Origin of the sequence: Pseudoalteromonas rubra (assembly GCF_000238295.3) — a bacterium.
GTDB lineage: Bacteria > Pseudomonadota > Gammaproteobacteria > Enterobacterales > Alteromonadaceae > Pseudoalteromonas > Pseudoalteromonas rubra.
Genome location: NZ_AHCD03000035.1, coordinates 179,716 through 204,348 on the forward strand (window position 1 = coordinate 179,716; position 24,633 = coordinate 204,348).

At 47.4% G+C, this 24,633-nt stretch carries 27 protein-coding genes; 17 read left to right on the top strand and 10 right to left on the bottom strand.

Annotated elements, in window-relative coordinates; translation table 11 throughout:
• The first annotated feature begins 138 nt into the window (after positions 1–138).
• A complete protein-coding gene (locus PRUB_RS11750; RefSeq protein WP_010384787.1) occupies positions 139–525 on the top strand; it encodes a DUF805 domain-containing protein in 387 nt (128 codons plus the stop codon).
• 21 nt (positions 526–546) lie between these two features.
• Here PRUB_RS11750 and PRUB_RS11755 read toward each other — a convergent pair whose 3' ends face one another.
• The gene (locus PRUB_RS11755; RefSeq protein ID WP_010384786.1) at positions 547–921 is read right to left on the bottom strand and encodes an isochorismatase; all 375 of its coding nucleotides are present in this window, start codon (positions 919–921) and stop codon (positions 547–549) included.
• 108 nt (positions 922–1,029) lie between these two features.
• Here PRUB_RS11755 and PRUB_RS11760 point away from each other — a divergent pair, with 108 nt between their 5' ends.
• A complete protein-coding gene (locus tag PRUB_RS11760; RefSeq protein ID WP_040645217.1) occupies positions 1,030–1,923 on the top strand; it encodes a LysR family transcriptional regulator in 894 nt (297 codons plus the stop codon).
• A 392-nt stretch (positions 1,924–2,315) separates the two neighbouring features.
• Positions 2,316–3,155, top strand: a complete 840-nt coding sequence (locus tag PRUB_RS11765) for a hypothetical protein (protein WP_010384784.1) — start codon at positions 2,316–2,318, stop codon at positions 3,153–3,155.
• Positions 3,156–3,220: 65 nt separating this feature from the next.
• Here the strand turns inward: PRUB_RS11765 and PRUB_RS11770 are convergent, their stop codons facing one another.
• Positions 3,221–3,931, bottom strand: a complete 711-nt coding sequence (locus tag PRUB_RS11770) for a substrate-binding periplasmic protein (RefSeq protein ID WP_162144656.1) — start codon at positions 3,929–3,931, stop codon at positions 3,221–3,223.
• Between the two features lie 441 nt (positions 3,932–4,372).
• Here PRUB_RS11770 and PRUB_RS11775 point away from each other — a divergent pair, with 441 nt between their 5' ends.
• The 5 genes from PRUB_RS11775 to PRUB_RS11795 all read left to right on the top strand — a co-directional run bounded on the left by PRUB_RS11775 (position 4,373) and on the right by PRUB_RS11795 (position 9,239).
• Entirely contained in the window at positions 4,373–5,566 is a 1,194-nt protein-coding gene (locus PRUB_RS11775; RefSeq protein ID WP_010384781.1) for a serine hydrolase domain-containing protein, read from the top strand.
• Between the two features lie 111 nt (positions 5,567–5,677).
• Positions 5,678–6,577 carry an NAD-dependent epimerase/dehydratase family protein gene (locus PRUB_RS11780; protein WP_010384780.1) on the top strand — a complete coding sequence of 300 codons (900 nt, stop codon included), beginning with the start codon at positions 5,678–5,680 and terminating at the stop codon, positions 6,575–6,577.
• 79 nt (positions 6,578–6,656) lie between these two features.
• Complete coding sequence (locus tag PRUB_RS11785; protein WP_010384778.1) at positions 6,657–7,640, top strand: hypothetical protein; 984 nt, start codon at positions 6,657–6,659, stop codon at positions 7,638–7,640.
• A 122-nt stretch (positions 7,641–7,762) separates the two neighbouring features.
• Positions 7,763–8,566, top strand: coding sequence for a DUF2071 domain-containing protein (locus PRUB_RS11790; protein ID WP_010384777.1), 804 nt, complete (start codon positions 7,763–7,765; stop codon positions 8,564–8,566).
• A gap of 43 nt (positions 8,567–8,609) precedes the next feature.
• Entirely contained in the window at positions 8,610–9,239 is a 630-nt protein-coding gene (locus tag PRUB_RS11795; RefSeq protein WP_010384776.1) for a DsbA family protein, read from the top strand.
• Positions 9,240–9,289: 50 nt separating this feature from the next.
• Here the strand turns inward: PRUB_RS11795 and PRUB_RS11800 are convergent, their stop codons facing one another.
• The 3 genes from PRUB_RS11800 to PRUB_RS26595 form a co-directional block, all read right to left on the bottom strand.
• Positions 9,290–9,967, bottom strand: coding sequence for a hypothetical protein (locus tag PRUB_RS11800; protein WP_010384775.1), 678 nt, complete (start codon positions 9,965–9,967; stop codon positions 9,290–9,292).
• Positions 9,968–9,971: 4 nt separating this feature from the next.
• Positions 9,972–10,733, bottom strand: a complete 762-nt coding sequence (locus PRUB_RS11805) for a HEAT repeat domain-containing protein (protein ID WP_010384774.1) — start codon at positions 10,731–10,733, stop codon at positions 9,972–9,974.
• A 230-nt stretch (positions 10,734–10,963) separates the two neighbouring features.
• Positions 10,964–11,092, bottom strand: coding sequence for a hypothetical protein (locus PRUB_RS26595; protein WP_257721228.1), 129 nt, complete (start codon positions 11,090–11,092; stop codon positions 10,964–10,966).
• 616 nt (positions 11,093–11,708) lie between these two features.
• Here PRUB_RS26595 and PRUB_RS11810 point away from each other — a divergent pair.
• Positions 11,709–12,647, top strand: a complete 939-nt coding sequence (locus PRUB_RS11810) for a PD40 domain-containing protein (RefSeq protein WP_010384773.1) — start codon at positions 11,709–11,711, stop codon at positions 12,645–12,647.
• Positions 12,648–12,916: 269 nt separating this feature from the next.
• Here the strand turns inward: PRUB_RS11810 and PRUB_RS11815 are convergent, their stop codons facing one another.
• Positions 12,917–14,128, bottom strand: a complete 1,212-nt coding sequence (locus PRUB_RS11815; RefSeq protein WP_010384772.1) for an endonuclease/exonuclease/phosphatase family protein — start codon at positions 14,126–14,128, stop codon at positions 12,917–12,919.
• Positions 14,129–14,244: 116 nt separating this feature from the next.
• Here PRUB_RS11815 and PRUB_RS11820 point away from each other — a divergent pair, with 116 nt between their 5' ends.
• The gene (locus PRUB_RS11820) at positions 14,245–14,685 is read left to right on the top strand and encodes a hypothetical protein (RefSeq protein ID WP_010384771.1); all 441 of its coding nucleotides are present in this window, start codon (positions 14,245–14,247) and stop codon (positions 14,683–14,685) included.
• Between the two features lie 68 nt (positions 14,686–14,753).
• Here the strand turns inward: PRUB_RS11820 and PRUB_RS11825 are convergent, their stop codons facing one another.
• Positions 14,754–15,587: an alpha/beta fold hydrolase gene (locus PRUB_RS11825; protein ID WP_010384770.1), complete on the bottom strand. Its 834-nt coding sequence runs from the start codon at positions 15,585–15,587 to the stop codon at positions 14,754–14,756.
• A gap of 157 nt (positions 15,588–15,744) precedes the next feature.
• On the opposite strand from PRUB_RS11825, the gene PRUB_RS11830 reads away from it, so the two are divergent.
• From PRUB_RS11830 to PRUB_RS11855, 6 genes are read left to right on the top strand one after another with little or no spacing between them, the layout of a single operon-like run.
• On the top strand, positions 15,745–17,109 hold the full coding sequence (locus tag PRUB_RS11830) for a DASH family cryptochrome (protein ID WP_010384768.1): 1,365 nt from the start codon (positions 15,745–15,747) through the stop codon (positions 17,107–17,109).
• Positions 17,106–18,557, top strand: a complete 1,452-nt coding sequence (locus PRUB_RS11835; RefSeq protein ID WP_010384767.1) for an FAD-binding domain-containing protein — start codon at positions 17,106–17,108, stop codon at positions 18,555–18,557. The genes PRUB_RS11830 and PRUB_RS11835 overlap by 4 nt, the downstream gene beginning before the upstream one ends.
• A gap of 3 nt (positions 18,558–18,560) precedes the next feature.
• On the top strand, positions 18,561–18,713 hold the full coding sequence (locus PRUB_RS11840) for a DUF2256 domain-containing protein (RefSeq protein WP_010384766.1): 153 nt from the start codon (positions 18,561–18,563) through the stop codon (positions 18,711–18,713).
• Positions 18,706–20,268, top strand: a complete 1,563-nt coding sequence (locus PRUB_RS11845) for a cryptochrome/photolyase family protein (protein ID WP_010384765.1) — start codon at positions 18,706–18,708, stop codon at positions 20,266–20,268. The genes PRUB_RS11840 and PRUB_RS11845 overlap by 8 nt, the downstream gene beginning before the upstream one ends.
• A 60-nt stretch (positions 20,269–20,328) precedes the next feature.
• The gene (locus PRUB_RS11850; protein WP_010384764.1) at positions 20,329–20,997 is read left to right on the top strand and encodes a flavin reductase family protein; all 669 of its coding nucleotides are present in this window, start codon (positions 20,329–20,331) and stop codon (positions 20,995–20,997) included.
• Positions 20,998–21,005: 8 nt separating this feature from the next.
• On the top strand, positions 21,006–21,383 hold the full coding sequence (locus PRUB_RS11855; protein ID WP_010384763.1) for a hypothetical protein: 378 nt from the start codon (positions 21,006–21,008) through the stop codon (positions 21,381–21,383).
• Between the two features lie 16 nt (positions 21,384–21,399).
• Here the strand turns inward: PRUB_RS11855 and PRUB_RS11860 are convergent, their stop codons facing one another.
• The 3 genes from PRUB_RS11860 to PRUB_RS11870 form a co-directional block, all read right to left on the bottom strand.
• On the bottom strand, positions 21,400–21,756 hold the full coding sequence (locus PRUB_RS11860) for a DUF6768 family protein (protein WP_010384762.1): 357 nt from the start codon (positions 21,754–21,756) through the stop codon (positions 21,400–21,402).
• Positions 21,753–22,271, bottom strand: a complete 519-nt coding sequence (locus PRUB_RS11865) for an RNA polymerase sigma factor (RefSeq protein ID WP_010384761.1) — start codon at positions 22,269–22,271, stop codon at positions 21,753–21,755. The genes PRUB_RS11860 and PRUB_RS11865 overlap by 4 nt, the downstream gene beginning before the upstream one ends.
• A gap of 63 nt (positions 22,272–22,334) precedes the next feature.
• Positions 22,335–23,228 carry a LysR family transcriptional regulator gene (locus tag PRUB_RS11870; protein ID WP_010384760.1) on the bottom strand — a complete coding sequence of 298 codons (894 nt, stop codon included), beginning with the start codon at positions 23,226–23,228 and terminating at the stop codon, positions 22,335–22,337.
• Between the two features lie 98 nt (positions 23,229–23,326).
• Between PRUB_RS11870 and PRUB_RS11875 the strand changes: the two genes are divergently transcribed.
• Positions 23,327–24,313, top strand: a complete 987-nt coding sequence (locus PRUB_RS11875; protein WP_010384759.1) for a zinc-dependent alcohol dehydrogenase family protein — start codon at positions 23,327–23,329, stop codon at positions 24,311–24,313.
• Positions 24,314–24,633 lie beyond the last annotated feature (320 nt).

A 24,633-nucleotide genomic window follows, 5' to 3' on the forward strand; every position in this document is an offset into this window, starting at 1 on the left:
CGGATAGGGTAGCTGACTTTGTTTTGTCAAAAATATTGTCTAGTCTGTTAAGAGGTAAGCGTTCATAGTGCGTTGAGTGCTTTTAATCTTTACGCCTTTAGTGCGTGAATTATGGAAAATTCATAAGGAGAAGGGATCGTGTTAGAAATTTATCTATCTGTTTTCAAAAACTGTTTCGAATTTAAAGGACGGGCAAGGCGCAAAGAATATTGGGTGTTTGTACTATTCACTATCCTGGTCTCTGTGGTACTTGGCCTGATTGACATTGCGCTTGGTCTTTATTCAGAGGAAGCGGGTCTTGGTCTTTTAAGCGGCCTGTATGCCCTGATTGTAATCATTCCCAGTATTGCCCTGAGCATTCGCCGTTTGCACGATACCGGGCGCAGAGGTTGGTGGCTTTTGATCTCATTTATCCCACTGATAGGACCGATCGTGTTGATTGTGTTTTATGTCATGGACAGTCAACCGGGTGAGAACGATTATGGCCCTAACCCGAAGGAACAAGTCCATAATACCGTTTCGTAGTATATGTCAGTGACTGGGTGATTAACGTTCACCCAGTATCTCAAAATCATCACTGTGCAAGCGGGCTTTACCGTCTTGCTCAACGACCCAATGTTCACCATGAATTTTGCCAAACGCTTTGTTCATGGTCCAGTTGGCACTCAGTAAGTAGCCAGCTTCCGGGTGCTTCTCCCAGGCTACATCGGTATAGGTAACATCACAAAAACCCTGCTCGATGATACCGCGCCAGAAGGTTTCTATGTCCTCTCGAGAGTTAAACTCGCCAATTGGCCGCGCCAGCATAGTGCAGGTTGTGGCGTATTGTTCAGCACAACCACGTGCATCCTGATTATTAAATGCATTCTGCCACGCAGCTATACCCGCTTTGCAAAGGTCAAGTTCTTGTTGTGGTGTCATTAGAAGATCCCGCTCGTTTTGTTTTCAGTAAGAGAAGTGTAGAGGTTTTAATTGTCATGAAAAACAGCAATAATAAAAAACACTGTTTAATTAAATTACACAATAAGAATGCGCCAACTTGGAAAAATGTCGCTGTTTGCCCATGTTGTAGAGGCCGGTTCGGTGTCCGGTGCGGCAGATAAATTAGGTTTATCAAAATCTGTGGTCAGTCAGCATTTGAAAACGCTAGAGCAAGACCTCGGGGTCGTGCTTATCAAGCGAACAACTCGTCGGCAGTTTCTGACAGAGCCTGGCAAACGCTTTTATGAGTCCTGCAAGGCACTCAATCAGATTGCAGCAGATGCCTGGGATAATGTTCAGGCTCAACAGAGTGAGCCGGAGGGTAAGGTTCATATCACTGCACCCAATGCACTGGTAGAAACATTGCTTGCGCCTGTTGTTTCAAATCTGATGCAGCAATACCCGGGTGTCATTATTAAGTTAACCTGTGAAGACCAGCAATTGGATTTAATGGCACATGATATAGACATCGCCATTCGAATTGGCGCTTCAAAAGACAGTACGCTGAGGCAAAAACGTTTGGGGACATTTCGTGATGTATTGTGCGGACATCCACGTTTTAAAGAGGCTTCACTGGAGCTGTTGCCCTACGTCGCAAATGCTTGGGAAGGCGAGTCTATCGCGTATCGGTTTTTTTCTGATAATGGCGAATCTAAGGCGTTCAGACCCAAAGTGAGTTGCATCACAAACGCATTTCATAGCACTGTCGCGTTGATCCGTTGCGGAGCGGGAGTAGGTTTGATCCCGGATTTTTATTTACGCAAAGGTCTGCCTGAAATCACCGCATTGTTACCCGATGAAAGTTTGCCCGAAAATTCGGTGTATTTACTTACCCCTTTTTCAAAGCATGTTCCCATGGCCGTGAAAGTTTGCATGGATGCACTTAGTGATTACATCCAGGCGCAATTAGTACGCAGTCCTTTGCCATCGGGCGAGCTATGAAACGAGTCATGATTTAGTTAAATATATCAGTCGAACAGCGACTTTGACACAAACACAGCCCCTGAAAAGTATTGCCCTGTCTTGATATGCCCAGGTTCGAAGATTTTGCTGCCTTGGCCGTCCAGCTGTTTAAGTCGCAGGATTAGGTTTATGTCAATATTGAAAACCTAACGCTGCGCTCTGAGACGCCAGAGCAGCATAATTGCTGTTCAAGGTGCTGGCTGAATAAGCGGCGCATTCATCCTTTGCCGGGAATTTCGACATAATCTGAAAGTGTAGGGGTGACACCCCCGCATTACAGGGGCTTTTAAACTATGCAAAGGCGAATTGACGAAGAAGATGGTTTAAGGGCATGATGGTAAAAAAAACAATAACAAAGGAGCGTGATAAGAATGAACAAGTATGTGAAATTGCTGTGTGTCTCTGTGTTACCAGCTATGCTACTCGGGGCTTGCGGGGGAAGCGGTGGAGCCAGTGACACTGCAGCGGCTGCGGTTTCTGAGGACGCCAATTCAGATGTTGCGAGATTAGTAGAGCGCCATATAAAACCTGCATCTCTGTCAATTAACTCAGATGCTGAACACTATCAAATCGCCCTCATCGGAAACAGTCATGTCAGTGGCCTTGCTCCTGTTTTAAAACAAACAATTGAAGCTATGGCACCGGACAAAACGGTTTCGATAGAGGTACTGGGTTTTGGCTTCACAGACGGTTTGATATCAGATGGTGGTATTGTAACGCGTTTTACTCAACCACAAACCGCCTGGACGCATTTGATAATCCAGGGTCAGAAATATTCTCAATCAATGTCAAAGAGGTATTCCACTGAGGCAACACAACAATGGATAGCTATGGCTAAAACACACGGCGCTACGCCAATTTTGTTTCCCGAGCACCCACAGCGTGGTAATACAGAAGAGGGGGATTATGTTTTAGGTATTCACAAGACGATTGCGAATATTGAACCAAGCTGTCTGGCACCTATTCCGGTTGCCTGGGAGCTGACAATGGACAACAGACCCGGGGTATCACTCCATGCAGCAGATGGCAATCACGCCAGTACCCAGGGCTTTCTTTTAAGTGCACTCGTATTTACACAGATCATTACCGGGCAATCAGTAGATACAGGCGCTGTAAACATTCAGGCTGACGTCGAGCCTCAATTGCAAGCTGAGTTGGCACAACATGCGGCTCAGGCAATTATCGAACATCCAGCTTGTCCAGAGGTTTAGAGTCAACATATATTGGCACCAACACATGGTGCCAATACACTATGGCGGTATTGTGCCGAGGCTGGTTATCGATAATTTTCGTCTCTGAGCCCATACTTTTCAGCAATGCTCGCCAGGCGGCCATCCAATTGCAGTCTGAGAACACCGAGGTCGAGTGCCAAAGTTAATTGTTCGCTATTTTCCAGACGCGGAGAAAAAGCAATGTAAGCAGGTTCAAGCGGGCTGACCGAACCAACCGATTTTATTTTGTCACTGATCCCGAGCTGTTTGGCCTGGTACCAAACAACGGGGCCCGCATCGACATAAGCATCTATTCGCTTACTGGTTAATAACCTGAGGCTGCGTGCCACAACATCGTCACCAGATATCAGTGTAATGTACTTATTGGGAGAACTACGATGTGATTTTATGTATGCATTCAGCAAATGGCCATAGTCATATCCCTGTACAGCGCCGAGGCGAACTTTATTCAACGAGTGTTGGTTTTTGTATGTCCATGTGTTGTCGGACAAAGTAAACAAAGTGTTTGGACTTAGCCTTAGTATTGGCACTTTTGGAAAGAGAAAATCCGGTGCATCGTCTTTGAAGGCACCGACAATGGCGTGTATTTTCCCTTCCCTTGCCTGATGGATGGCCCTGAGCCAGGGCATTTCAATATAACGGACTTCATACCCTGAGATGGCGAGCGCCTCTGTGGCAACATCAATCATGAACCCCTTATTCTTGTCGGTGTCGCGACAATTTACCGGGCACCAGTTGTCGCCTGCGATCAGCACTAGCTTGTCGTTACTTGGAAATACTTCAATCGAGAACACAGATAGGCAAAAAAGTATGATGCGTAGCATATCGGGGTAAATTGGTGGCGATACTGGGAGTCTAGTCAATAAATAGCGGTCCGGCAATGTCATCAATAACCGCGTGGTTTATCTGAGCATGGAGCCAAGCTCTCAGGATGCCAAGACCAGAGTGTATTAGCGTGTGAGTGCATGTGGCTCTATGGGTAGGCTAAGTAGGATCCTTTAATATAACAGATGTTGGCATGAGCATAAGAAGGCTGAATGGGTGATGGGCTCATCTAAAATTGATTTTTACAACTATATGATTTTACTGTTTATATCTCGGGTTGAAGATAAAGTCATTGAGAAGTCATGGGTAAATCAGGTGTTATGAGAGGAAATTAACTAGCTTAACCTTCTGTAGATAACAGGAGGGTTAACATGACCAAATATATATTCGCTACACATTTTATTGCTGCCGCCATATTAGGCAGCGTGAGCTGCATTGCTGCGGCAAACTGTACCAAACCAGCAGAAGCCAGCGCAGCAGAGCTGCAAGGCGGCTATCGGGATGTTGCTGAACTCAGTCGGGCTTTTATCGATACAGCACCTGAACGCAGAGGCGACGGAGTGACTGTTGGTGCGTTAAATAACAAAAGTCGCAAAGACATGTTGGTGAAGCTCGCTAAAGAGATAGAAAATAACGCACATGGGCATTTCGACAGCTTACTGATCGCACATAAGGGGCAGCTGGTTTTCGAGTCTTATTTTTCTCGTGGCCGTATCAACTTGCCGCATTATCAGGCATCTGCGACTAAGGTATACACCGGTCTTGCACTTGGTCGGGCGATCCAACTGGGTTATCTGAGCATGGCCGATTTGGACAAGCCTTTGGTGAGTTTTTTAAAGGACCTGGATCATAGCAAACTTACCGAGGGGAGCGATAAAATTACGCTTAATATGGCACTCACTATGCGCTCCGGGATCCGCCTTAATGACAGCCAAAAAGAGGCGCTGGAAAAAATCTCTAAACAACTTAAAGGGCAGCAGCATGCACAGGCATTATTGGAGCGCAGTGCGCCAATCGGTGCTGATTCACTGACGTTCAAATATCAGGATGACCCTATGTTAGTGATGCATGTGATCGATGCTGTGGTGCCGGGCTCCGCTGAAGCTTTTATTAAAAAAGAACTACTAGATAAACTTGATATTAAAGCATATCACTGGCAAACCGCCGATAATGGTTTGCCTGAAGCTGGCTGGCGGGTCAATATGACGTCACGAGATATGCTTAAATGGGGCACTCTGGCACAAAACAAAGGCATGTGGCAGGGAGAGCAACTCATTCCTCAAGAATACATTGCAAGGGCCGTTAGCCCGCAGCTCTATACTGGCGATGATGACATGTTTGGTGGTGGCAAGGATGTGTCAAAACAAGGCTATGGCTATTACTGGTGGAACGCTGAGTTGAAAAATGGTGACAGACAGTTTTACAGTGCATCGGCTCAGGGGGGCGGAGGTCAGTACATTATTTTGATTGAGGAACTTGACCTTGTCGCGGTTGTTACAGCGAGTCGCAGGGAAAACAGCACGCTGCAATTAATGGCTGAGCGCGTAATCCCTGCCTTTATGTAGTTAACAGTTCAGACAACGCCTAACGATGTGGCGTTGTCTGTTGAAGTGGCTCAATAACCGCTGTAAAGTCCGCAACTGCTCTTTGTGCAATAGTCAAATAAGGTTGAAATAATGAAAGTGCTGGTAACGGGCTCTGCGGGCAGAGTTGGACGCGCTATCTACATTAAGCTCATGGCACAGCATCAGGTGGTTGGGATTGATAAAACACCTTGTTCAACTGCGGATTTTGTCGGGGATATCAGAGACAGTCAGTTGCTTAATCAGGCGCTGCGTGGCGTAGAAGTCATCATACATACTGCGGCTTTACATGCACCGCATGTCGGGCGTGTTGAAGACAGTGAGTTTCAGAGCATTAATGTTGATGCAACAGCGCAGTTGGCATTAGCTGGTATAAATGCAGGGATAAAGCACTTTGTATTTACCAGCACTACCGCACTGTATGGTTATGCATCAACTCCCGGGGGCATTGCAGGTTGGGTAACAGAAGAGACTCAGCCACAGCCCAAATCAGTTTATCACTACAGTAAAATACAGGCAGAACAACAATTAGCCGAAATGGCACAGTGCTTTAACTTACCTGTTACTGTGCTACAAATGTCCCGGTGCTTCCCCGAGCCCGCAGATTTGATGGCAGTTTACCGGTTAACACGCGGAATTGATGTCCGGGATGTGGCCAGCGCGCATCTGTGTGCCATAGAAAAACGCTTGCCAGGCTTTCAACGTTTTATTGTGTCTGGTGCAACACCTTTTAGCCCTGCTGACTGCAAACGCTTATACCTGGATGCCGCTGAGGTGATTTCCCAAAGGTGTCCGGGGCTGCGTGCGGCATTTGAACAACGTGGCTGGGCTTTACCCAAATCTCTGGACAGAGTATATGACTCGTCCGCAGCGCAGCATCTGCTTGGCTGGCGCTCTGCGCATGGGTTTGAGCAGGTTCTGGAGATGTTAGATGCAGAATTCGCCGAGGTATTGCCTGTCATAAAACGAAACAGAGATACCCAGGCCAACTAAACACATTTGCCGACAATTATTGCTCAATATTTGCTCTCTCTTGCCGATATCAAACCACATGGATGGGAGCGGAGGAGCTATGAAAATTGAAAATGCACAAGTTAACATAAGTAATAAGCATGAAAGCCAGAGTCATGTTTACGAAAAGCGTACAGACGTTACTGAGCTGTCCAGGCCTGAGAACGCCAATTTGGCACAGCCGGGTAATGGTGAACAAGGGAGAGCGGGCGAGGTGGCTGACGTAGACAATACAGCCACTGATCTGGATATGCAAACCAGTGCCAGAATGTACATCTTAAAGTTACTGGTAGAAAAACTCGCGGGCAGTGACGTGCAATGGTATGACGCTGTGGTCGGAAAAGACATCTCGCATGCCGAAATGTCACAGATTATGTCTGCGTCAGAGCAAGCACCCGCCACAGAAGTGATTGTAGAGCGATTATCGCACGAGAGTCAGGCCAACGCCTTCAAGGCGGATGGACAAATTCAGCTGGAAAATGGTCAGACAATTAGTTTTGCCTTTAAATCTGTATTTGCCCAATCTCACACCAGCTATGAGCGAACCATAGAAAATGTTGATATGAAGGATCCGTTGATCATCAGCTTTACCAATCGCGCTGTTGAGCTGGATACTGAACGTATGGACTTTGATATTGATGCAGATGGCAATAAAGACAATTTTGCCCAGCTGAAGAAGGGTTACGGTTACCTGGCATTGGATCTAAACCAGAACAACCAGATAGATGATGGTAAAGAGCTGTTTGGCGCGCTCAGCGGCAATGGGTTTGCCGATCTGGCTCAGTATGACGATGACGGTAATGGCTTCATTGATGAAAATGACGATATTTTTGATAGCCTTAAAGTCTGGGTCAAAAACAAAGAGCAGGACGAGTTAATGTCACTCCATGACGCCAATATAGGCGCCATCGCACTACATAATGCTGATACGCCTCTGAATATCAGAACGGATGGGGCGTTACAGGGCGCGATCCGCAAGTCTGGTTTTTATCTCGATGAAAATGGTAAACCTGGGCTGGTTCAACAGGTTGATTATGTGGTGTAGGAGTCGAGTTTTATACCAGCACGATCAATAAGTTCACTAATTCTGGGTACACGTGTAGGATAAAGGAACGGCTTTGTAGGGAAAATGACAAGGTCGTTTACTGTGAACAGAAGGAGCGACCTATGGACCATTTATCTTTCAAAGATTTTTTAAAGCCCAGATCTGCACCTACAGGCATAGATGTGCTGTGTAAGCTTCAGCATTTTGCGATCATTACGTATGCTGTTGATGTTAGCAAATTTGCCGGGCTATTCCCGGCGCGCTTCAAGCTTGATACCGTGACGATAGACGGCGAAGAAAAGGGGTTGGTTTCTGTCGTGCCTTTTATCGATGTAGACTTTACTTCTGCTGTATATCCTTTTCCTAAGTACACGATGGGGCAAACTAACTATCGTATCTATATTATAGACAAGGATACTGGTGAGCGGTGTGTCTGGTTTCTTGGTACCACACTTGATTCGTGGACGCGCATTGTGCCCAGCATGCTCTGGAAGCTTCCCTGGTATAGCGGCAAAGTGGTTTTTGATTGTGATTATGACCAATCACAGGGGGTATATCGTCGTTATAAGATGCATACCGAGGCACGTTGGGCACCCGCCAGCGTTGAATTGATACAGCATAAAGATGCGCTTATTGAGTTACCCGGATTTCCTGATACAGAAACAGGGCTCGTTTACCTGACTCACCCTTTAACTGGTTTTTACTACCGGCGTGATGGTCGTCTGGGTACTTACAGCGTATGGCACAAAGAACTCAAGGTTTCGTCTGCGATTTTGAAATCTGCGAACTTTGGTTTACTCTCTCGTCTGGGTCTGGTCTCTGATGCGGAGCAGCAAAAGCCACACAGTGTGTTAGTTGAGCCAATCAATGAGTTTACGATTTACCTGCCCCCGAAAGTACTGAAAGCCAGCCCGGTGCAAGCATGATCTGCAATAGGATTGCGTCGGGAAACACCAGAGTGAGAAAACAATGCAATTTATCTATGTAATGGACCCCATGTGTGGCTGGTGCTACGGATTTCAACCAGAATTAGAGCGGTTTTTAACCTCTTATCCCGATGCTCAGGTGAGCTGGGTAATGGGGGGACTGGCACCAGATTCGACGCAGCCCATGGCGCAGAGTTTGAGAGATACGATTGCTTCGTATTGGCTTGAAATAGAGCGCAAAACGTCGGTTGCATTTAATCATGACTTCTGGCACCTCAATACCCCTGTGCGTGCAACTTATCAAGCTTGTCGAGCAGTCATTACTGCGCAAAGCCTGAGGGAGCAAGATTCACAAGAGCATGGTGCAATGGACATGGCAAAGGCCATTCAGACCGCCTATTACCAGCAAGCTAAAAACCCTTCGTTGGATGCCACTTTGGTTGGATGTGCAAGAGCCATTGGGCTGGACGACGTGCAGTTTGAATCGGTGTTGCATGCTGCTGAAACTGAAGCACAATTTCAACAGCATCTGGATGTAGCGCGACGGCTTCAGGTAACAGGCTTTCCGGCACTGTTTTACATTAATGAAAACGGCTACGCGTATCCGTTGACTCTGGGGTTTTGCTACGCTGATGAGCTGGCGCAGCGATTGGCGTACTGCATCGAGTCTTGAAGTACTGAACGTTACCGGTTAAAGCCGGTTTAGTGCAGACTGGCAACTTTTCAGGCGAGTATTTGCTGGAGTTTTTGCAAGTAAAGCGCGCTATCCATGGCATTGCCAAAAGAGATCACCCGTTTCGATTGTGTATCAACGAAAAGCGGCTTTGCTTTTTCGCCACGATCGACAATGATATTCAATGACATAGACAATTCGTCTGGCGGACTTTGTGAATGCAGGTCCCGCGACTTATCCATATAAAGCACACACCCTTCGTCTAAAACGAAGTCTCCATTAAAGTGAATGTCGATTTCTTCACCTTCTTTATAGGGACTGCCTTTGTGCTGATATTCATACATATGCGTGGTGTAGCCAGTGCCACAAAGCCCGAGTGTTAGCAGCTCAAAATTATGGTCGTGGCATAAGCCGTAGGCAAACAGGTTCTCATCTTCCTGCGAGTATTGATGGTCTACTCTTGGCTCCCACACGACAGCTCGTAACATGAGCGTGTCATCCTGATATAGAACGAATGAATTTTTGCCATAGGAATTGGGCGCTGATTGCTCTAACGAGCGGGTAATATGATCAAGTACATCAGAAATATTGTGTCTGAGCCCCATTAACTGCTCTACTAACCCTGGAGTGTCACACAGTCTTTGGCCTTCAGCCATGTTATTTTTAATAAATGTCAGTAACCCTTCAATGGAAGTGGCTGCAACGGCTTTTGGGGGATAAAATTCCATAGAACTAACACGCCTTTTCAAATTCAGTTAATTGGGTGAGAGTGGCATTGGCTTGCGCCCTGACTATGTGGCAAGGGTCCTCTAAAAACTCGATTAAAATGGCCTTAGCCTGTTGGTGTTCGACTTTAAATAACTCGACCAGGGCTTGCCAGCGTATGGCGTTGACTTTGTGCTTGGTTAGCTTAACGAGGTAGGGGACCGCTGTTGTGCCAAGTTGAGGCAAAAAACCAGTCAGAACCTTATATCTTTCAAGGTTGTGTGTGCCTGAGTAAGTTGCGATCTTTCTTCCTGTGGCTGTGTCGTAATAAGGGCAAACCTCCCGGGCTACTGACTTATTGTGCAGTGCAACCACCACCTTTTCTTGCGAGCACTGAAATACATAGGCATGGTTATTTGGACAGATTTTCAGTTGCCTGGTATAAGTCGTGAGCGTGTCTGGAGAGAGTATGAGTGAATCATCGCGTTCTGAGTAGATACTGACAACATAGTGATGATCGGAAATAACGCTGTATAAAGATTCGGAGGAAAATGTCGTTGCGACGTCGCTTGGTGTTGTATAAGTATCCACCGTGATAAGCAAAGACCAGGTATCGTCTTCATACAGTGTTATGCCTTTACGGCTAATCTTACCAAGCTCAGTGTGCTCAGCAATATTTAAAACTTGCGCCTTAAAGTCTTGCCTTTCAACAAAATCATGGAATGCGCTTTCAACACATTCAACTGAGTTGCTGACAGACAACATACGGATAAAACTATCAGCTATCATGTATTTTCCTTACCTGTAGGGTGATATTGAAGCCTGAAATGGAAATAAAAGAAGTAACGACAGAGCAGCCGCTACTTCTTTTGTGTCATCGCGTATTGCGCTTATTTGATGCCGATGAACTCAGGCGGAATAGAGGTGCCGGTACCGCCAGCGATATCTTTCAGGCTTAGTGCATCAATTGTTACTGGCGTAAATGTTTTAGATTTGCTCATTTTATTTTTCCTTAATTATTAGAATTTAATGTTGTCGATAGGGTCTTTGTAGCCGATAAAAATTGGCCGATCGATACCGCCACCTGCAACATCTTTTAGGTGTAGTGCTTCAATTGTTTTTGGTTTAAATGTTTTGGATTTACCCATAACTTTTAACTCCTAAACGTATTTTTTATTTGTATTAGTAACCTTCAGGAAAATTAGGTGTAGTTTGGAGGTCCTTTGCGACCTGAAACAACATCTAAACTGTCAACGGATTGCGTCTTCATAGATTATTACCTTTTTCCTTCTTGTTCTGGTGTCGATAATCAGAGTTTTCGTAGCGCTTTCTCTGATCCCGACAACCCACAGAATGAATAACAAAAGTGCTAAATGCAAAATATTGAATAAATACATATATCTATAAATTACAATTAGTTAGAGGTTTTTGTTATAGACCGATAACAACTAGGTTGGTCTGTTATATGACTTGGTTAAATAATGGCTTGTCGAGTGCCAGTTAAAAATGAAGATGCTTACGCTTGTTTGGCTCAATTCCGTTTTGCTTGGGTCTATTTATATAGTGTGGCGGACGGACTTTGTGCTGTTGTCATCAACGTAAGCAGGATGGATGAATACTGTGGGGCATACTGCAGAGAAGTGCCCGTTTGTTTATATGCCTGGTGAAAAACAGCGGACACATGTTTTACATTAGTTTACACGGCGCGCTGCACCAAACCTGATACATTGCCCTTAAATGTTTGCAGAACTTAAGGACAAAACCATGAAAATCAAACAATCTATTTTGCATTTTCTATTCGTTGCCAGTGCGATGGTTGCTGATGTTAGTGCCGCAGAGTCAACCCAAATCAGTGATACATTATGGTTGGGTCAAAAACCGCCAGGCATTCAGCCAAAGCAGTTTGCCCCTGAACTGGTATCCCTTAAAGGTCGATATGAGTTTGGGGTGTCGTTTTCTCCGGATCTGCGAGAAATGTACTTTACCGCTTTAGAAGTGACTGATGGAGCAGATACCTACCCACAGATTTACCATACAAAGCTGGCAGGAGGACGCTGGACAAAACCTGAAAAAGCGAATTTCACCCAGGGCAAAATGGCTTATGAGTTGGTCCCCTATGTGAGTTTGAATGAAGATCGGGTGTATTTTACCGCACGTCAACCTGACTCAGGAGACTCTGGTATCTGGTATGTACCTCGTAACAACCGCAGCCATAAAGCTAAAAGGTGGGAGTTATCGCTCAATACTGGCCGCCTGTCTGATTTCAACCAGGCAAGAAATGGCGATTTGATCTTTACCAACATGAAAGAGCGAAAGATGTATATTGCCGAAAATAATGCCGGGCACATCTCGCCACCCAGGCCGATGGATATCGCGTTTGGGATCCATGGCTTTATGTCACCAGCTAATGATTACTTGCTGGTAAATGCAAGACACAGAAAGGACGCCAGCAGAAAAGACAGCGATCTATTTGTGTATTTCAGAAAGGAAAACGGCGGGTGGTCTGAACCGGTAAATTTGGGCACCCTCATTAATACACCCCATTCCGAAACCGTACCGCGTGTCACCCCAGATGGCAAATACCTCTTTTTTGGTCGATATAATGAGCCTGGCGGTATTTCAAACATTTATTGGGTCAGCACGAGTGTGATAGATAAACTAAAAACGGCCTATTTTGAAGGGCTACATTCTGAACGGTTGTGATCATAGCACAAGGCGTTGATTTTAACTTGGCATAGAGTGCTTTGCCGGATCCGGTGGTTCGATCTAACTTGCAATTATGATCGTTTGAATTATTGGATTATATGTTCAAAAAGCGCCTTGTGAATTCGATGGTGTCAGAAGGTCGTTTAAGAGAAAGCCAACTCAGTTAAAGCTGCTAATGGCTTTCTTGTACATTGTGTGAGGGGTGGTAAGGCACTGATATTCATTGTGCCTTAGCCAAAAACAGCCAAACCCGTTAGCCTGTTTTTCTAGTTGTCACAATGTGTGTCCGGTAGCGTGATATCGACCCATATCAGACGGTGGTCAGAAGAGGATGCTCTGTCGGCTACAAGCTCTGCGCCAGCCTGGTTATTTGCAGGCCAAAATACTCCACTGTCACTGACGGTCAGGTTGGAAGACGGTAACACATAGTCTGCGCGCATGCCCCAGTGTGCGGTATGTGAGGCAGCATGTTTGTTATCCGGCTTATTGAGTCGTCCACCTTCAGAGGTAGGAGCCGGGTAATGATTCACACGCGGATGTTTCAGTAACTGATCAATCGCACCAGGGTATGCGTCGCCATCGACAGAGCTGGCATTTAAATCACCTAAAATGACAAATGACTGAGCGGCAAATCCACCGCGTCGACCCATATCGTCATATATGTAGGCGTTACCGGTTGAGCTAATGTAATCCTTCCACAGCCTGAGTTCGTCGTGATTACGCTTACCGTTTCTGTCCTCGGGTCCGTCAAAAACGGGGGGCGTTGGGTGACTGGCTAATACGTTGATCTGCTGATTGCACACTTGTACCGGAATATCCCAATGCGACTTGGATGATAAGCGCATGGCCGAGACTTCTTCTTTTGAGTACCAGCTGCTGCCATCTGCCTGAGTTGGCATCAGGTTGTTTGGCATATCTTTCCACAAAAAGTGTTGAAAAGTTCTGATCTGATCCTGCTGAATTGGATATCTGGATAACAACACCATGGCATATTGGCCAGGGTATTTGCCAAAGCCATAATGTGTCAGACGGGCATCTTTGTTACCAGCAAACGGCGTCTTTACACCTGTGTTGACAGGTGCCAGATACACGTAGGGATATTTAATCGGATCAAAACCGTTCTGGGGTACTTCGAGATAATCACGCTGGAACAGATGAATGCCTTGCTGGGGATCTGCAATGTAGTCGAACTCGTTCAGCAGAATAATATCAGGTCGGGTACGCTGGATGATCTCAGCGATATTGTTGATTTGACTGAAATCGCCACTTTTTAATGCTACGGTTAACGCATTATCCGATTGCATTGTGTGGTTTGTCATATCGTAATTGGTTGCTTCCATACTGACGTTAAACGTCGCTACTCGTAGCGTTTGATTATCTTCCGACATTTTTTCAGAGGCCGTATTGGTTGATGTGCTCTGGCAGCCTGCGCTCAACATAGCCGTTGCCAGCACGACAGGTAAAAAATTTGCTTTCATTGTTTGCCTGGTCAAATTAAAACTGGCTTAACTATAGCGTTTTTCGACAACAAGATGTGTTAATATTTCGTTGGATGTTTGATTCTAAGTCTAGGTTATATAAGGAGCTTGCCGGTATGGGCCGTCAATATGGTGTCGCTTTGTTATTGTTTGCTGCGCTGAGCGCCTGGCTGGTCGCTGGCGCGCATTTATCCTGTATTTACTTCGGTCCACAGTGCTATTCCGCACAAATGGCACCGCCTTTTGTTGTAGAATCAGCGCAGGCAGGCACTATGCTGGCGCCCATAGCTACCATCGCGGCGTCTGCAATTTTTATTGTGCTGGGCTGCTATGCTCTATCTGCAACCGGACGCATTCGGCGATTACCCTTGCTTAACGTCGGGATATATAGCATCGCTTTGGTGTGCATCATTCGTGGTTTGTTGCCAATTCAGTTGTTTGTCCGCCATCCTGAGAAAATCAGCAATGCGGTATTGTGGGTTGGTGTTGCCTGGTTGCTTGTTGGATTGTGCTACTGGCTGGGCTATCGGGCGGTGAAAAAACATCGCGCAAACTAGCTTTTGTTCACTCCGGGCCGGCACAAAGGGCAGGGCACTGGAGAGTGCCCTGTGCGAGGTCATCAAACTCAGAGCCTGGCTTTTGCTACCATGGCCTCTATGTGTTTTATCGCAATCCAGGGGTCTGATTCATCAAATAGGTGCGAAGCGTATTTCATCGTGACTGCCTCGGTATTTTGATTCAGTGTAGCCAGTTTCTTTTGGGTGTCATTCCAGGTTTGCGTGTAAACGTCTATATCCGGGTAACTCATTTTGGTTTGTCTGATTGTCACGTGCGGGATACCACGAGAAAGCACGGTAACAGGTAAGTCTGCTTTTATTGTATAGAGCGCAGAGTGGCTTGAGGCTTCCTCAAAATCCTCGAACGAATTATGCTCGCGTTCCCAATTGATAATCATCTTCATCGTGTTCCAGCCTGGTTTTGACATCTGCGCTTTCATCGCGTCGTACCAGGACTCATGTGCTGTGTCTATCAGGACCAGGCCTTTCACTTTATCCGGATATTTGCTGGCATAGGCACGTGCAACAAACCCGCCGAAAGAATGGGGCACCAGGACCAGTGACTCTACCTTCAGGTGCTCAACCAGCCCGGCCAGCTCATCTCGCAGTTCGGTCATGGTTCTGACTTTGGGGTTGTCATATTGACTCTCTCCATACCCTGCGCGGTCGTAAAAACACAGCCGGTAGCCTTTGGGGTTGGCATTATGGTAGGTGTTTTTATAAGTTGTGTGCGCATCCAGGCCCATACCGGATACCAATAGGGCAGTGACTTTGCCTTCGCCCTGACACGCATAGGCGATTTTCTTCCCGGCAATCTCTGTATAGTGATATTCGTGTTGGTGCTGGGCGGCATGACCCGAAAATGTTGCGCCAATAAGCACGACGGCGGCGAGTTTGTTCATAGTGCAAGTTCCTGTTGTTGATTATTATTTAGTCCGCTGATGAGTAGCATAGCGCAGAGTTTACTGAACTTTCAATAAATAATGAAAGTTCGTTGTTGAACTTTTTCCCTGCGCAGTCCGTAAGACAAGGCATGCTAATAATCCGACAGGGCTGCGCGTGAAAAAAACGCTTTATTGGTTTACTCAAGACCTCAGGCTGGACGACAATCTGGCACTCGATTTTGCCACTCAAAACAGTGACCACATACTGTTTGTTTATGTGATAAACCCAAGGTATCGCATCCAGACAAACTATCATTGCAAGTTGCTCGGCGACAGGCAGGCAACTTTTATTGCTGATTCACTATTAACACTCAGCAGCCAACTAGATAGTTGTGGCCATAGTTTGTTGGTTGTTGAAGGTGAGCCACATCAGGTTTTGCCACACCTGGTATCAAAATACGAGATAGATCAGGTGATTTGCGCCGAACAGGTAGGGCTTTATGAACGCAAGTCCGTGCAAAAAATACGCAAGGAGTTGGGGGCTGTCCCGTTGCACAGCTTCTGGCAGCATACTTTGTTTGAACACACCCAGATACAAACTGTAAGTCGCGATTTAGGTAACTTTACTCAGTTCAGAAAACGCGTAGAAAAAGCGCCTCTGTCGGTAGTAACGTTGTGTCGCTTCGACCCATCGCGATTACCTGCCCCCCTTATCACAGTAAGCAGTGCCAACGAGCTGGGCATATTGCATCAGTGGCACGCACAGCGTCAGGATCGGTTGACTGAAACCAGAGTGCCACTGGACTTTCCCGCCGGGGAAGAAGCCGCGCAAGCTCATCTGAGGGATTATTTCGACAGTGGTGTTGTCCGTAGATACAAAGAAACCCGCAACGCGCTGGATGGCTGGCTCAACTCAACCAAAATGAGTCCCTATCTGGCGCTGGGCAATCTGTCGCCGCGTCAGGTTTGGTGGGCAACCGAAGCGTTTGAGAAACAGGTTGTGGCGAACGAGTCGACCTATTGGATCAAGTTTGAACTGCTGTGGCGTGAATATTTTCAGTGGCTTTGCCTCAAGCTTGGGCCGCAACTTTTTCGCTTTCAGGGACTGGCTAAATCTAAACCTTTAACTACTTTTATGCCTGAACGTTTTACTCGCTGGTGCCAGGGTAATACACCTGTGCCTTTAGTGAATGCGCTCATGAACCAGCTTAATGAAACCGGTTACATGTCAAACCGGGGCCGGCAAATCGCAGCCAGTTATTTTGTGAATGAACTGGGTCTGGACTGGCGCTATGGTGCGGCCTACTTCCAGCAGCAATTACTCGATCATGATGTCGCATCAAATTGGGGGAATTGGCAGTACATAGCAGGTGTGGGCGTCGATCCGCGCGGTGGACGCCATTTTAATATTGAAAAACAGGCTCAATTATACGACGAGCGGGGTCTGTTCGTGCAAAAGTGGCGCGGTGAGCAGGGCGTTGCATCTGTGGACAGTGTGGATGCGGCTGACTGGCCAACCTATGCTGAGGAAGACGTATGAGTGTGGCAATCGTCTGGCTCAAGCGTGATTTAAGGTTATCCGACCACGCGCCTTTGTGTCAGGCCATTCAAAGCGGCCATCCCGTACTGCTCTTATATTGCTTTGAACCCATGCTACTGGACGACCCGCATTATTCGGCTCGCCATTGGCAATTTGTTCTGCAGTCATTACAGGACATCAATGGGCGGGTTCCGCACGGATCTTTGTGGGTATCGGACAAACCTGCATTAGACGTTTTACAGCAGGTTCACGAGACCTACCAAATCGCCGGGCTGTATTCTCATCAGGAAATCGGTCTGGCGAACACTTTTGAACGGGACAAGGCAGTCGCAACCTGGTGTGCGGCAATGGAGATTACCTGGGTTGAATCTCGTTGTGGCGCAGTATTAAGAGGGCTTAGTCAGCGGCAAAATTGGGATAAGCAATGGCAAAAAACCATGCGTGAACGCTGTGCTGATCCTGAATTGTCACAAGTAAACTGGTTTTCACCAGACACGAGATGTGCCCAACTGAGCGATATTCAACAACGCTTTAATGCACCGCCGGGAACTTTTCAGCCAGGTGGTGAAACTCAGGCACACCGTATTTTAGCCGAGTTCTACCAGGGACGAGGTAAAGGGTATGCCTATAGTTTATCCAGCCCGTTACTCAGCCAGCAGGCGTGTTCACGTATGTCTGCTTATCTGGCCTGGGGTAATATCAGTTTGCGTCAGGTGTACCAGAGTGTGCTAGCTCACTGGCAAATGGTGGGCTGGCGTCGCACTCTGGTGGCCTTTTCTTCCAGGCTGCACTGGCATTGTCATTTCATTCAGAAGTTCGAAAGCGAATGTGATATGGAGTTTCGGCACATTAATCGGGGTTATGATCTATTGCCTCGCTGTACCGGAGAGGAAGCGCAACAAAGGCTAGTTGCCTGGGAAACGGGTAATACTGGTATTCCTATGGTGGACGCCTGTATGCGGTGCCTGATTGCCACGGGCTACATCAACTTCCGTATGCGGGCTATGCTAGTGAGTTTTCTATGCCATCACCTCGAACTTGACTGGCGTTTGGGGGTTGCCCATCTTGCCCGGGTGTTTTTAGATTTCGAACCGGGTATTCACTATAGCCAGTTTCAGATGCAGGCCGGTGTGACAGGCATCAACACCATTCGCATTTATAGCCCGGTTAAGCAAGGCGAAGAAAAAGACCCGCAAGGAGAATTTGTCAAAACCTGGTTACCGGCACTCAAAGATGTGCCAGCACCTTTGGTTCATAAACCCTGGGAGCTGTCGCAGATGGAACAGCTGATGTATGGCATTGTGCTTGGCGAGGATTATCCTGAGCCCATTGTCGACTTAAAGCTAAGCTATAAAGCTGCGCAGGAGTTACTGTGGCAATGGCGCAAAAGGCCTCAAGTGAAAAAAGAAGCTCAGCGGATCCTGAAACGACACGTGCGTCCGAGCTAAGGTATGAAGAAATCCCAGTTACCAGAAAAAACGTGCCCGGTTTGCCTGCGTCCTTTTTCCTGGCGCAAAAAATGGCAACGCGACTGGCCCAATGTGAAATATTGCTCCAAACGGTGTGCGGGCAACAGGCAAACCAACAGAGAAACACATGAGTAAACAACTTAGATTGATCCTGGGCGATCAGCTTAATGCAGGCCATAGCTGGTATACAGAAAAGTCCGATGAGGTGCTTTATGTTATTGCCGAACTGCATCAGGAGACCAATTATACTCGGCACCATGTCCAGAAAATATGCGCGTTTTTTGCTGCAATGAAAGCATTCGCACAGGCACTTGAGTCGGCTGGGCACCATGTATTGCACCTGACACTGGACGATACTCAGGACTTTGCATCGTTACCTGAGCTACTGACCCACCTGATCAGGGAGCACAATATCGGTCACTTTGCCTATCAGTTGCCGGATGAATATCGGTTGCGCACTCAGCTGTCACAATTCAGTGACACACTGTCAGTTACTTCAAGTGTCTATGATACTGAACATTTCTATCTGGCTAATGACCAGCTTAGCAGTTACTTTAAGCCCGATAAACGGCATCGTCTGGAGCATTTCTACCGCAAGATGCGAGGTGAGTTTAATGTGCTTATGGTTGATGGAGCACCGCTTGGCGGACAATGGAATTTCGACAGTGACAACCGCAACAAGCTAAAAGCGGCCGATATTGCTGAGATACCTGAGCCGCTGGTGTTTGCTAACGATGTCGGTGATATTTTGGCGCGGCTCAAACGACATCAGATCAAAACCATGGGGCAGGCAGATGAGCATCTGCTGTGGCCCGTTAACCGTGTGCAGGCAAAGTCCCTGCTGACGTTCTTTTGCCTGCATTGTTTACCGTCATTCGGGCGTTTTCAGGATGCCATGACGGGCAAACTAATTGAGCTGGGTGAGGATCGGGGCTGGAGCTTGTATCATTCTCGCTTGTCATTTGCCATCAACGCCAAAATTCTCAGCCCCAAAGTGGTGGTAGATGCTGCGATTGCGGCATTTCAGCAGTCTCAGGGCGCCATCAGTCTGGCACAGATAGAGGGATTTGTGCGCCAGATCATTGGCTGGCGCGAGTTTGTCAGAGGCATTTATTGGGCCAATATGCCAAAGTATGCTGAGCTCAATCATTTGCAGGCCACACGCAGTTTGCCTGCTTGGTTCTGGACGGGCGAGACCAAAATGCGCTGTCTCAGTCACGCTATCACACAATCTTTGACCTTTGCTTATGCCCATCATATTCAGCGCCTGATGGTCACCGGTAACTTCTGTCTGGTGGCTGGCATAGACCCAGATCAGGTGGACGCCTGGTATCTGGGGATTTACATCGACGCCATAGAGTGGGTGGAAATGCCAAACACCCGGGGTATGAGCCAGTTTGCCGATGGTGGCATTGTTGGCTCCAAGGCTTATGCGGCCAGCGGAAACTATATTAAAAAAATGAGTGACTACTGCGGCGACTGTGCTTACAAAGTGACAGAAACGGTCTCTGAGTCAGCCTGTCCGTTAAACGCCTTGTATTGGCACTTTATGCAGCAACACCATACGCAATTTGCCAGTAACCCGCGTACAAAAATGGTGTATAGCAACTGGCTGAAGAAGTCTGAAGAAGATAAGCAGGCCGTGCTCACACGCGCACAATACTTGCTCGACCATATCGAACAGCTTTAACTCTGCCGTCCAAAAACGTAACAATACACAGAAACAGTGAAAAATGAGGAATTTATACAGATGATCAAACAGCTCAGCCGGGAAGACATAGCCAATATGCAAGAGCGGGAAAGGGCACGACTGATAAACAGCTTGTCTGGATTTAAAAGTGCCAACCTGGTCGGTACCCAGGATACACAGGGTAACCCCAATCTGGCCATTGTCAGCTCGGTCTTTCATATCGGCGCCAACCCGCCACTGATAGGCATGATCATCCGCCCTGATACGGTGCCCAGAGACACACTGAGCAACCTCCAGGCCACAGGTCATTACACGTTAAACCATGTTAACTCGACTATCTGGCAGCAAGCCCATCAAACCTCGGCGCGTTATGCACCGGGTGTATCTGAGTTCTCTGAGGTTGGACTGGACACTCAGCAGGCTGATGGCATCGAAGCACCTTATGTAGCACAGAGTCAGTTGAAATTCGCTCTGGCATTACGTGAAGTACAAAAACTGGAGATCAATGGCACCCTCTTAGTGATCGGAGAGGTCATTGATATTCAACTGCCGCATGACAGCATTAAAGCGGATGGCTACATCGACATTGAGTCTTTGAATACTGTGGCCATTTCCGGATTGGATAGTTATCATGAAACACGAAGGCTTGGCCGACTGAGTTACGCCAAACCTGAGCACCTACCCAGGCAACTCAACCTAAATGGGGAGCAAATCACTGAGCGTGAATAAGGAATTTGATGATCAAAGAGGCACTGACATTAAAAAAGATGGCACATGTGATGGCCGTTGTTCAGTTGCTGTCGTTCAATAGTCCGGTACTGGCTGGGCCAAAAATAGCGGTAACCGATACCCGGGAAACAGGTGTTTATATTGTGTCAGTGTCCGGCTCTGAACAAAGCACCGCTTTGTTGTTGGCGCGCTGGCAAAATAAAGCAAGTGCCTTGTGTAAAGGGGGAGGTTACCGGGTTGAACCCAATGGTCAGCCTGTGGTGCATGACAAGCGATGTAGTGATGCAGTGGTGTCTGGTCCTGATGGCCTGCGCTGCCTTGAAGTTGATGCCAGCGTATTTGGTAAAGTAGTATGTGAGCAGGCCCCGCCTTCAGTTTCACGCTAAAAGCAGGGCCCGACAATTATTTGGCTTGAAGTCTTACTGCGAGGTGCGCTATTTCTCTTAGGACACTCTGGCGATTCATTTCCATAAAAATCCAAAGTTTGGTGGCGACCTGCACAAGCAATCCGGTGATAAACCATACAGCCCAGAACACCTGATCCATGACTGCGGTGGCGATATAAAACCGATAACCGCTGTACACAAAGCCGATGGTGATCAGCAGGGCGCTGATTGAAGCCAGGATCACCCAGAAACGGGTATTGCCCTGATACACGTTACCCAGCATAGTGAACAGGCCTTTTTCCTGAGCAAGAATGGGGTCTATCTGATGTTGTTCTTGCTGTAATGCTTTACTTATCTCTTTGTCTAAATTCATGCTGTTTGCTCCTCGTTAACCATGGCACGCAATTGTGCCCGTGCGCGGTTTAATCTTGATTTAACGGTGCCCTGGGGGACATCCAATATATTGGCAATGTCTCTGAGTGACATCTGCTCTAAGTAAAATAAGTACACACAGTGGCGCTCTTCTTCGGCCAGCCGGTTTATCAGCGTCAGGATACTCAACGAGGTATCCAGATCCGGTGTCTCGAATGCCTGCGTCGGCTGGGCCTCTTCGAAACGATGTTCTGCCTGTTTAAGGTCGACAAAGCGACGGTAAATGGCGCGGAACACCCAGGCACGAAATGCACTGGGCTCTTTAAGCTGATTGAGCTTTTTGGCGATGTTAGTCCAGACATCCTGGCAGATATCATCGGCACTGGCACTTTGGCCACTGAGCTTCATCGCAAACCGCCAGCTTGGCTGATAAAACGCTTCGCATAAGGTTTCGAACGCACGCCGATTGCCCTGTTGGGCAGACAATACCAGTAATGCGGCCTTTGATGGTTCCATGCTATTCCTTTGGGCTTTTCTTACAAGACGGCGCAGCATGTAAAAAGGTTCACGCGCAGCAAATTATTTTTCCCAATAGGGAATTTCACCAAAGTAGCTGACCAGGTAATCGATAAAAACGCGCACTTTGGGCGCCAATAATCGGGAGCTGGGGTACACCAGCCAGATAGCAGTATTAGATTCGAGCGGATAGTCAGGCAATACCTCAACAAGATGACCCGAGCGCAATGCTTCATACGCACTCCAGCGGGAATTAATGGTGATCCCGAGCCCCAGTTGACAGGCCTCTCTGATGGCGTCTCCGTTATCAGCACGTAGCTGACCTTGCACTTTAATGGTTTGATGACCTTGAGGCGTCTGAAAGGACCAATGTTCCAACCCGGCCAGGGTAATACAGGCATGTTCCAACAGATCTCTTGGGTGTTCCGGATGCCCATTTTTGGCAAGATAATCCGGTGAGGCGCAGAGTAATCGGGTGTCTGTGGTCAGTTTTTTGGCAACCAGCGTAGAGTCTTTGAGTGCGCTATTTCGTATTGCGAGATCAAAGCCGCCCTCGACCAAATCGGAAATGGTGTCGGATAGCTTGAGGTCGAGTTTAATTTCCGGATACCGGGCAAAAAAGCCGGGCAGGGCCGGCAAGATATGCATTCTGCCAAAGGATGCTGGCATGGTTAACCTCAGCGTTCCACTGGGCTTTGTACTGCCGGCGCCAATGGCGGCTCGCGCGGCCTCGACCCCATTCAACACATCTTCGGCATGGGGCAAAAACGCCAGCCCTTCTTCTGTTAAAGACACTTTGCGTGTTGTGCGATGTAGCAGTCTGACCCCGAGGTCGGTTTCGAGCTTACTAATATGGCTGCTTGCGACAGCGGCTGACAACCCCAGATCCAGGCCTGCCTGGCTAATGTTACAGGTGGCAGCGATGCGCACAAACAACTTGAGATGCTCAATGTTCATTATTAACAAAATCTATAAAGTGATTATTAAATTCAGTCTATTATCAATAAATAAAAAGGCAAGTATAGTTTTAGTCATCAATACAGGAGAGCATAATTATGAAAGCAATGGTGTTAAATCAATACGGTGAAGAGGCTGCGTTTACCTTAACTGAGGTAGTTAAACCTCAAGTGACGGCAGGTCACGTTCTGGTGCAAGTAGCGGCAAGCAGCGTCAACACGGTTGATACGATGATCCGCACTATGGGCGAAGCCTTACCTTTGTCACCGGCCTTACCAGCCGTACTCGGGATGGACTTTGCGGGTACCGTGGTTGAAGTTGGAGAGGGTGTAACGGACTTTGCCGTAGGAGACGAAGTCTACGGGTGTGCCGGTGGTCTGGCTGACCTACAAGGCGCACTGGCGGAATTTATGTTGGCCGATGCCCGACTCATTGCGCGTAAACCCGGTAATCTGAGCATGCGAGAAGCGGCTGCTTTGCCTTTAGTAGGGATCACGGCTTATGAAGGGCTGCAACGGGCCGGGATAGGGGCTGGCCAGCAAGTGCTGGTACATGGCGGCTCTGGCGGTGTTGGACACGTTGCTGTGCAATTAGCTAAGCACTTTGGTGCACGAGTATATTCGACCGGCGGCGGCGATGCCCAACTTGAGCTGATCAGTCGCCTGGGCGCGGTACCGATTAACTATAAAACCGAACAAGTTGCAGACTATGTGACTACCCATACCGAGGGCAGAGGATTCGATGTGGTCTTTGACTCAGTAGGCGGCGCCAATATGGCCAACTCGTTCGAAGCCGCAGCATTGAATGGTCATGTCGCCTCAACTGTGGCTATGGTGGATCTTGACTTGTCAGTGGCGCACTTTAAAGGACTGTCTTTGCATGTGGTCTTTATGCTGATCCCTATGCTGCATAACCATAAGCGTGAAGATCATCAGCAGATCCTGAATGCCCTGACAACGATAGTTGAAGCCGGGGCACTGGTACCTGTACTGGATGAACAAGGTTTTGAGTTGTCGCAAGCTGGTCTTGCGCATGCGCGACTGCAAAGTGGTCAGGCGATGGGCAAAGTGGTGATTGATGTTTAATACGCGTTTAGCGCTTCATTTCTAAATGACCTCAGGGCTGAGTGTGATTTATCGCACTCAGCCTGTACTTAAAACAGTTAATTTAATTGCCCCCACACGATTGTTTTCTTTTTGTCATTTCACGCTCAAATTTTTGTCATATTGATTGAATTACGACTAACTTATAGAAGTTTTGTCTGCTGGCACAGGTTTTGAAGTTATCTTTGAGCTAACGTGCACAGGCATAATAGTAACCTTATGAATATTATTAATTTTTTATTTCATTCTCTTAGTTGAAAACAGAACAAGAATAACCAAACTGGTGCAATGCTCAGCAAAAC

Bases quoted from the DNA above. Each gene is read 5' to 3' on its own strand.
- PRUB_RS11820 (WP_010384771.1), top strand. From the start codon at position 14,245: ATGGGCCGTCAATATGGTGTCGCTTTGTTATTGTTTGCTGCGCTGAGC.
- PRUB_RS26595 (WP_257721228.1), bottom strand. From the start codon at position 11,092: ATGGGTAAATCCAAAACATTTAAACCAAAAACAATTGAAGCACTACAC.
- PRUB_RS11845 (WP_010384765.1), top strand. From the start codon at position 18,706: ATGAGTAAACAACTTAGATTGATCCTGGGCGATCAGCTTAATGCAGGC.
- PRUB_RS11870 (WP_010384760.1), bottom strand. From the start codon at position 23,228: ATGAACATTGAGCATCTCAAGTTGTTTGTGCGCATCGCTGCCACCTGT.
- PRUB_RS11775 (WP_010384781.1), top strand. From the start codon at position 4,373: ATGACCAAATATATATTCGCTACACATTTTATTGCTGCCGCCATATTA.
- PRUB_RS11840 (WP_010384766.1), top strand. From the start codon at position 18,561: ATGAAGAAATCCCAGTTACCAGAAAAAACGTGCCCGGTTTGCCTGCGT.
- PRUB_RS11800 (WP_010384775.1), bottom strand. From the start codon at position 9,967: ATGGAATTTTATCCCCCAAAAGCCGTTGCAGCCACTTCCATTGAAGGG.
- PRUB_RS11875 (WP_010384759.1), top strand. From the start codon at position 23,327: ATGAAAGCAATGGTGTTAAATCAATACGGTGAAGAGGCTGCGTTTACC.
- PRUB_RS11865 (WP_010384761.1), bottom strand. From the start codon at position 22,271: ATGGAACCATCAAAGGCCGCATTACTGGTATTGTCTGCCCAACAGGGC.
- PRUB_RS11795 (WP_010384776.1), top strand. From the start codon at position 8,610: ATGCAATTTATCTATGTAATGGACCCCATGTGTGGCTGGTGCTACGGA.
- PRUB_RS11765 (WP_010384784.1), top strand. From the start codon at position 2,316: ATGAACAAGTATGTGAAATTGCTGTGTGTCTCTGTGTTACCAGCTATG.
- PRUB_RS11755 (WP_010384786.1), bottom strand. From the start codon at position 921: ATGACACCACAACAAGAACTTGACCTTTGCAAAGCGGGTATAGCTGCG.
- PRUB_RS11790 (WP_010384777.1), top strand. From the start codon at position 7,763: ATGGACCATTTATCTTTCAAAGATTTTTTAAAGCCCAGATCTGCACCT.
- PRUB_RS11850 (WP_010384764.1), top strand. From the start codon at position 20,329: ATGATCAAACAGCTCAGCCGGGAAGACATAGCCAATATGCAAGAGCGG.
- PRUB_RS11780 (WP_010384780.1), top strand. From the start codon at position 5,678: ATGAAAGTGCTGGTAACGGGCTCTGCGGGCAGAGTTGGACGCGCTATC.
- PRUB_RS11810 (WP_010384773.1), top strand. From the start codon at position 11,709: ATGAAAATCAAACAATCTATTTTGCATTTTCTATTCGTTGCCAGTGCG.
- PRUB_RS11825 (WP_010384770.1), bottom strand. From the start codon at position 15,587: ATGAACAAACTCGCCGCCGTCGTGCTTATTGGCGCAACATTTTCGGGT.
- PRUB_RS11860 (WP_010384762.1), bottom strand. From the start codon at position 21,756: ATGAATTTAGACAAAGAGATAAGTAAAGCATTACAGCAAGAACAACAT.
- PRUB_RS11785 (WP_010384778.1), top strand. From the start codon at position 6,657: ATGAAAATTGAAAATGCACAAGTTAACATAAGTAATAAGCATGAAAGC.
- PRUB_RS11855 (WP_010384763.1), top strand. From the start codon at position 21,006: ATGATCAAAGAGGCACTGACATTAAAAAAGATGGCACATGTGATGGCC.
- PRUB_RS11815 (WP_010384772.1), bottom strand. From the start codon at position 14,128: ATGAAAGCAAATTTTTTACCTGTCGTGCTGGCAACGGCTATGTTGAGC.
- PRUB_RS11805 (WP_010384774.1), bottom strand. From the start codon at position 10,733: ATGATAGCTGATAGTTTTATCCGTATGTTGTCTGTCAGCAACTCAGTT.
- PRUB_RS11835 (WP_010384767.1), top strand. From the start codon at position 17,106: ATGAGTGTGGCAATCGTCTGGCTCAAGCGTGATTTAAGGTTATCCGAC.
- PRUB_RS11760 (WP_040645217.1), top strand. From the start codon at position 1,030: ATGCGCCAACTTGGAAAAATGTCGCTGTTTGCCCATGTTGTAGAGGCC.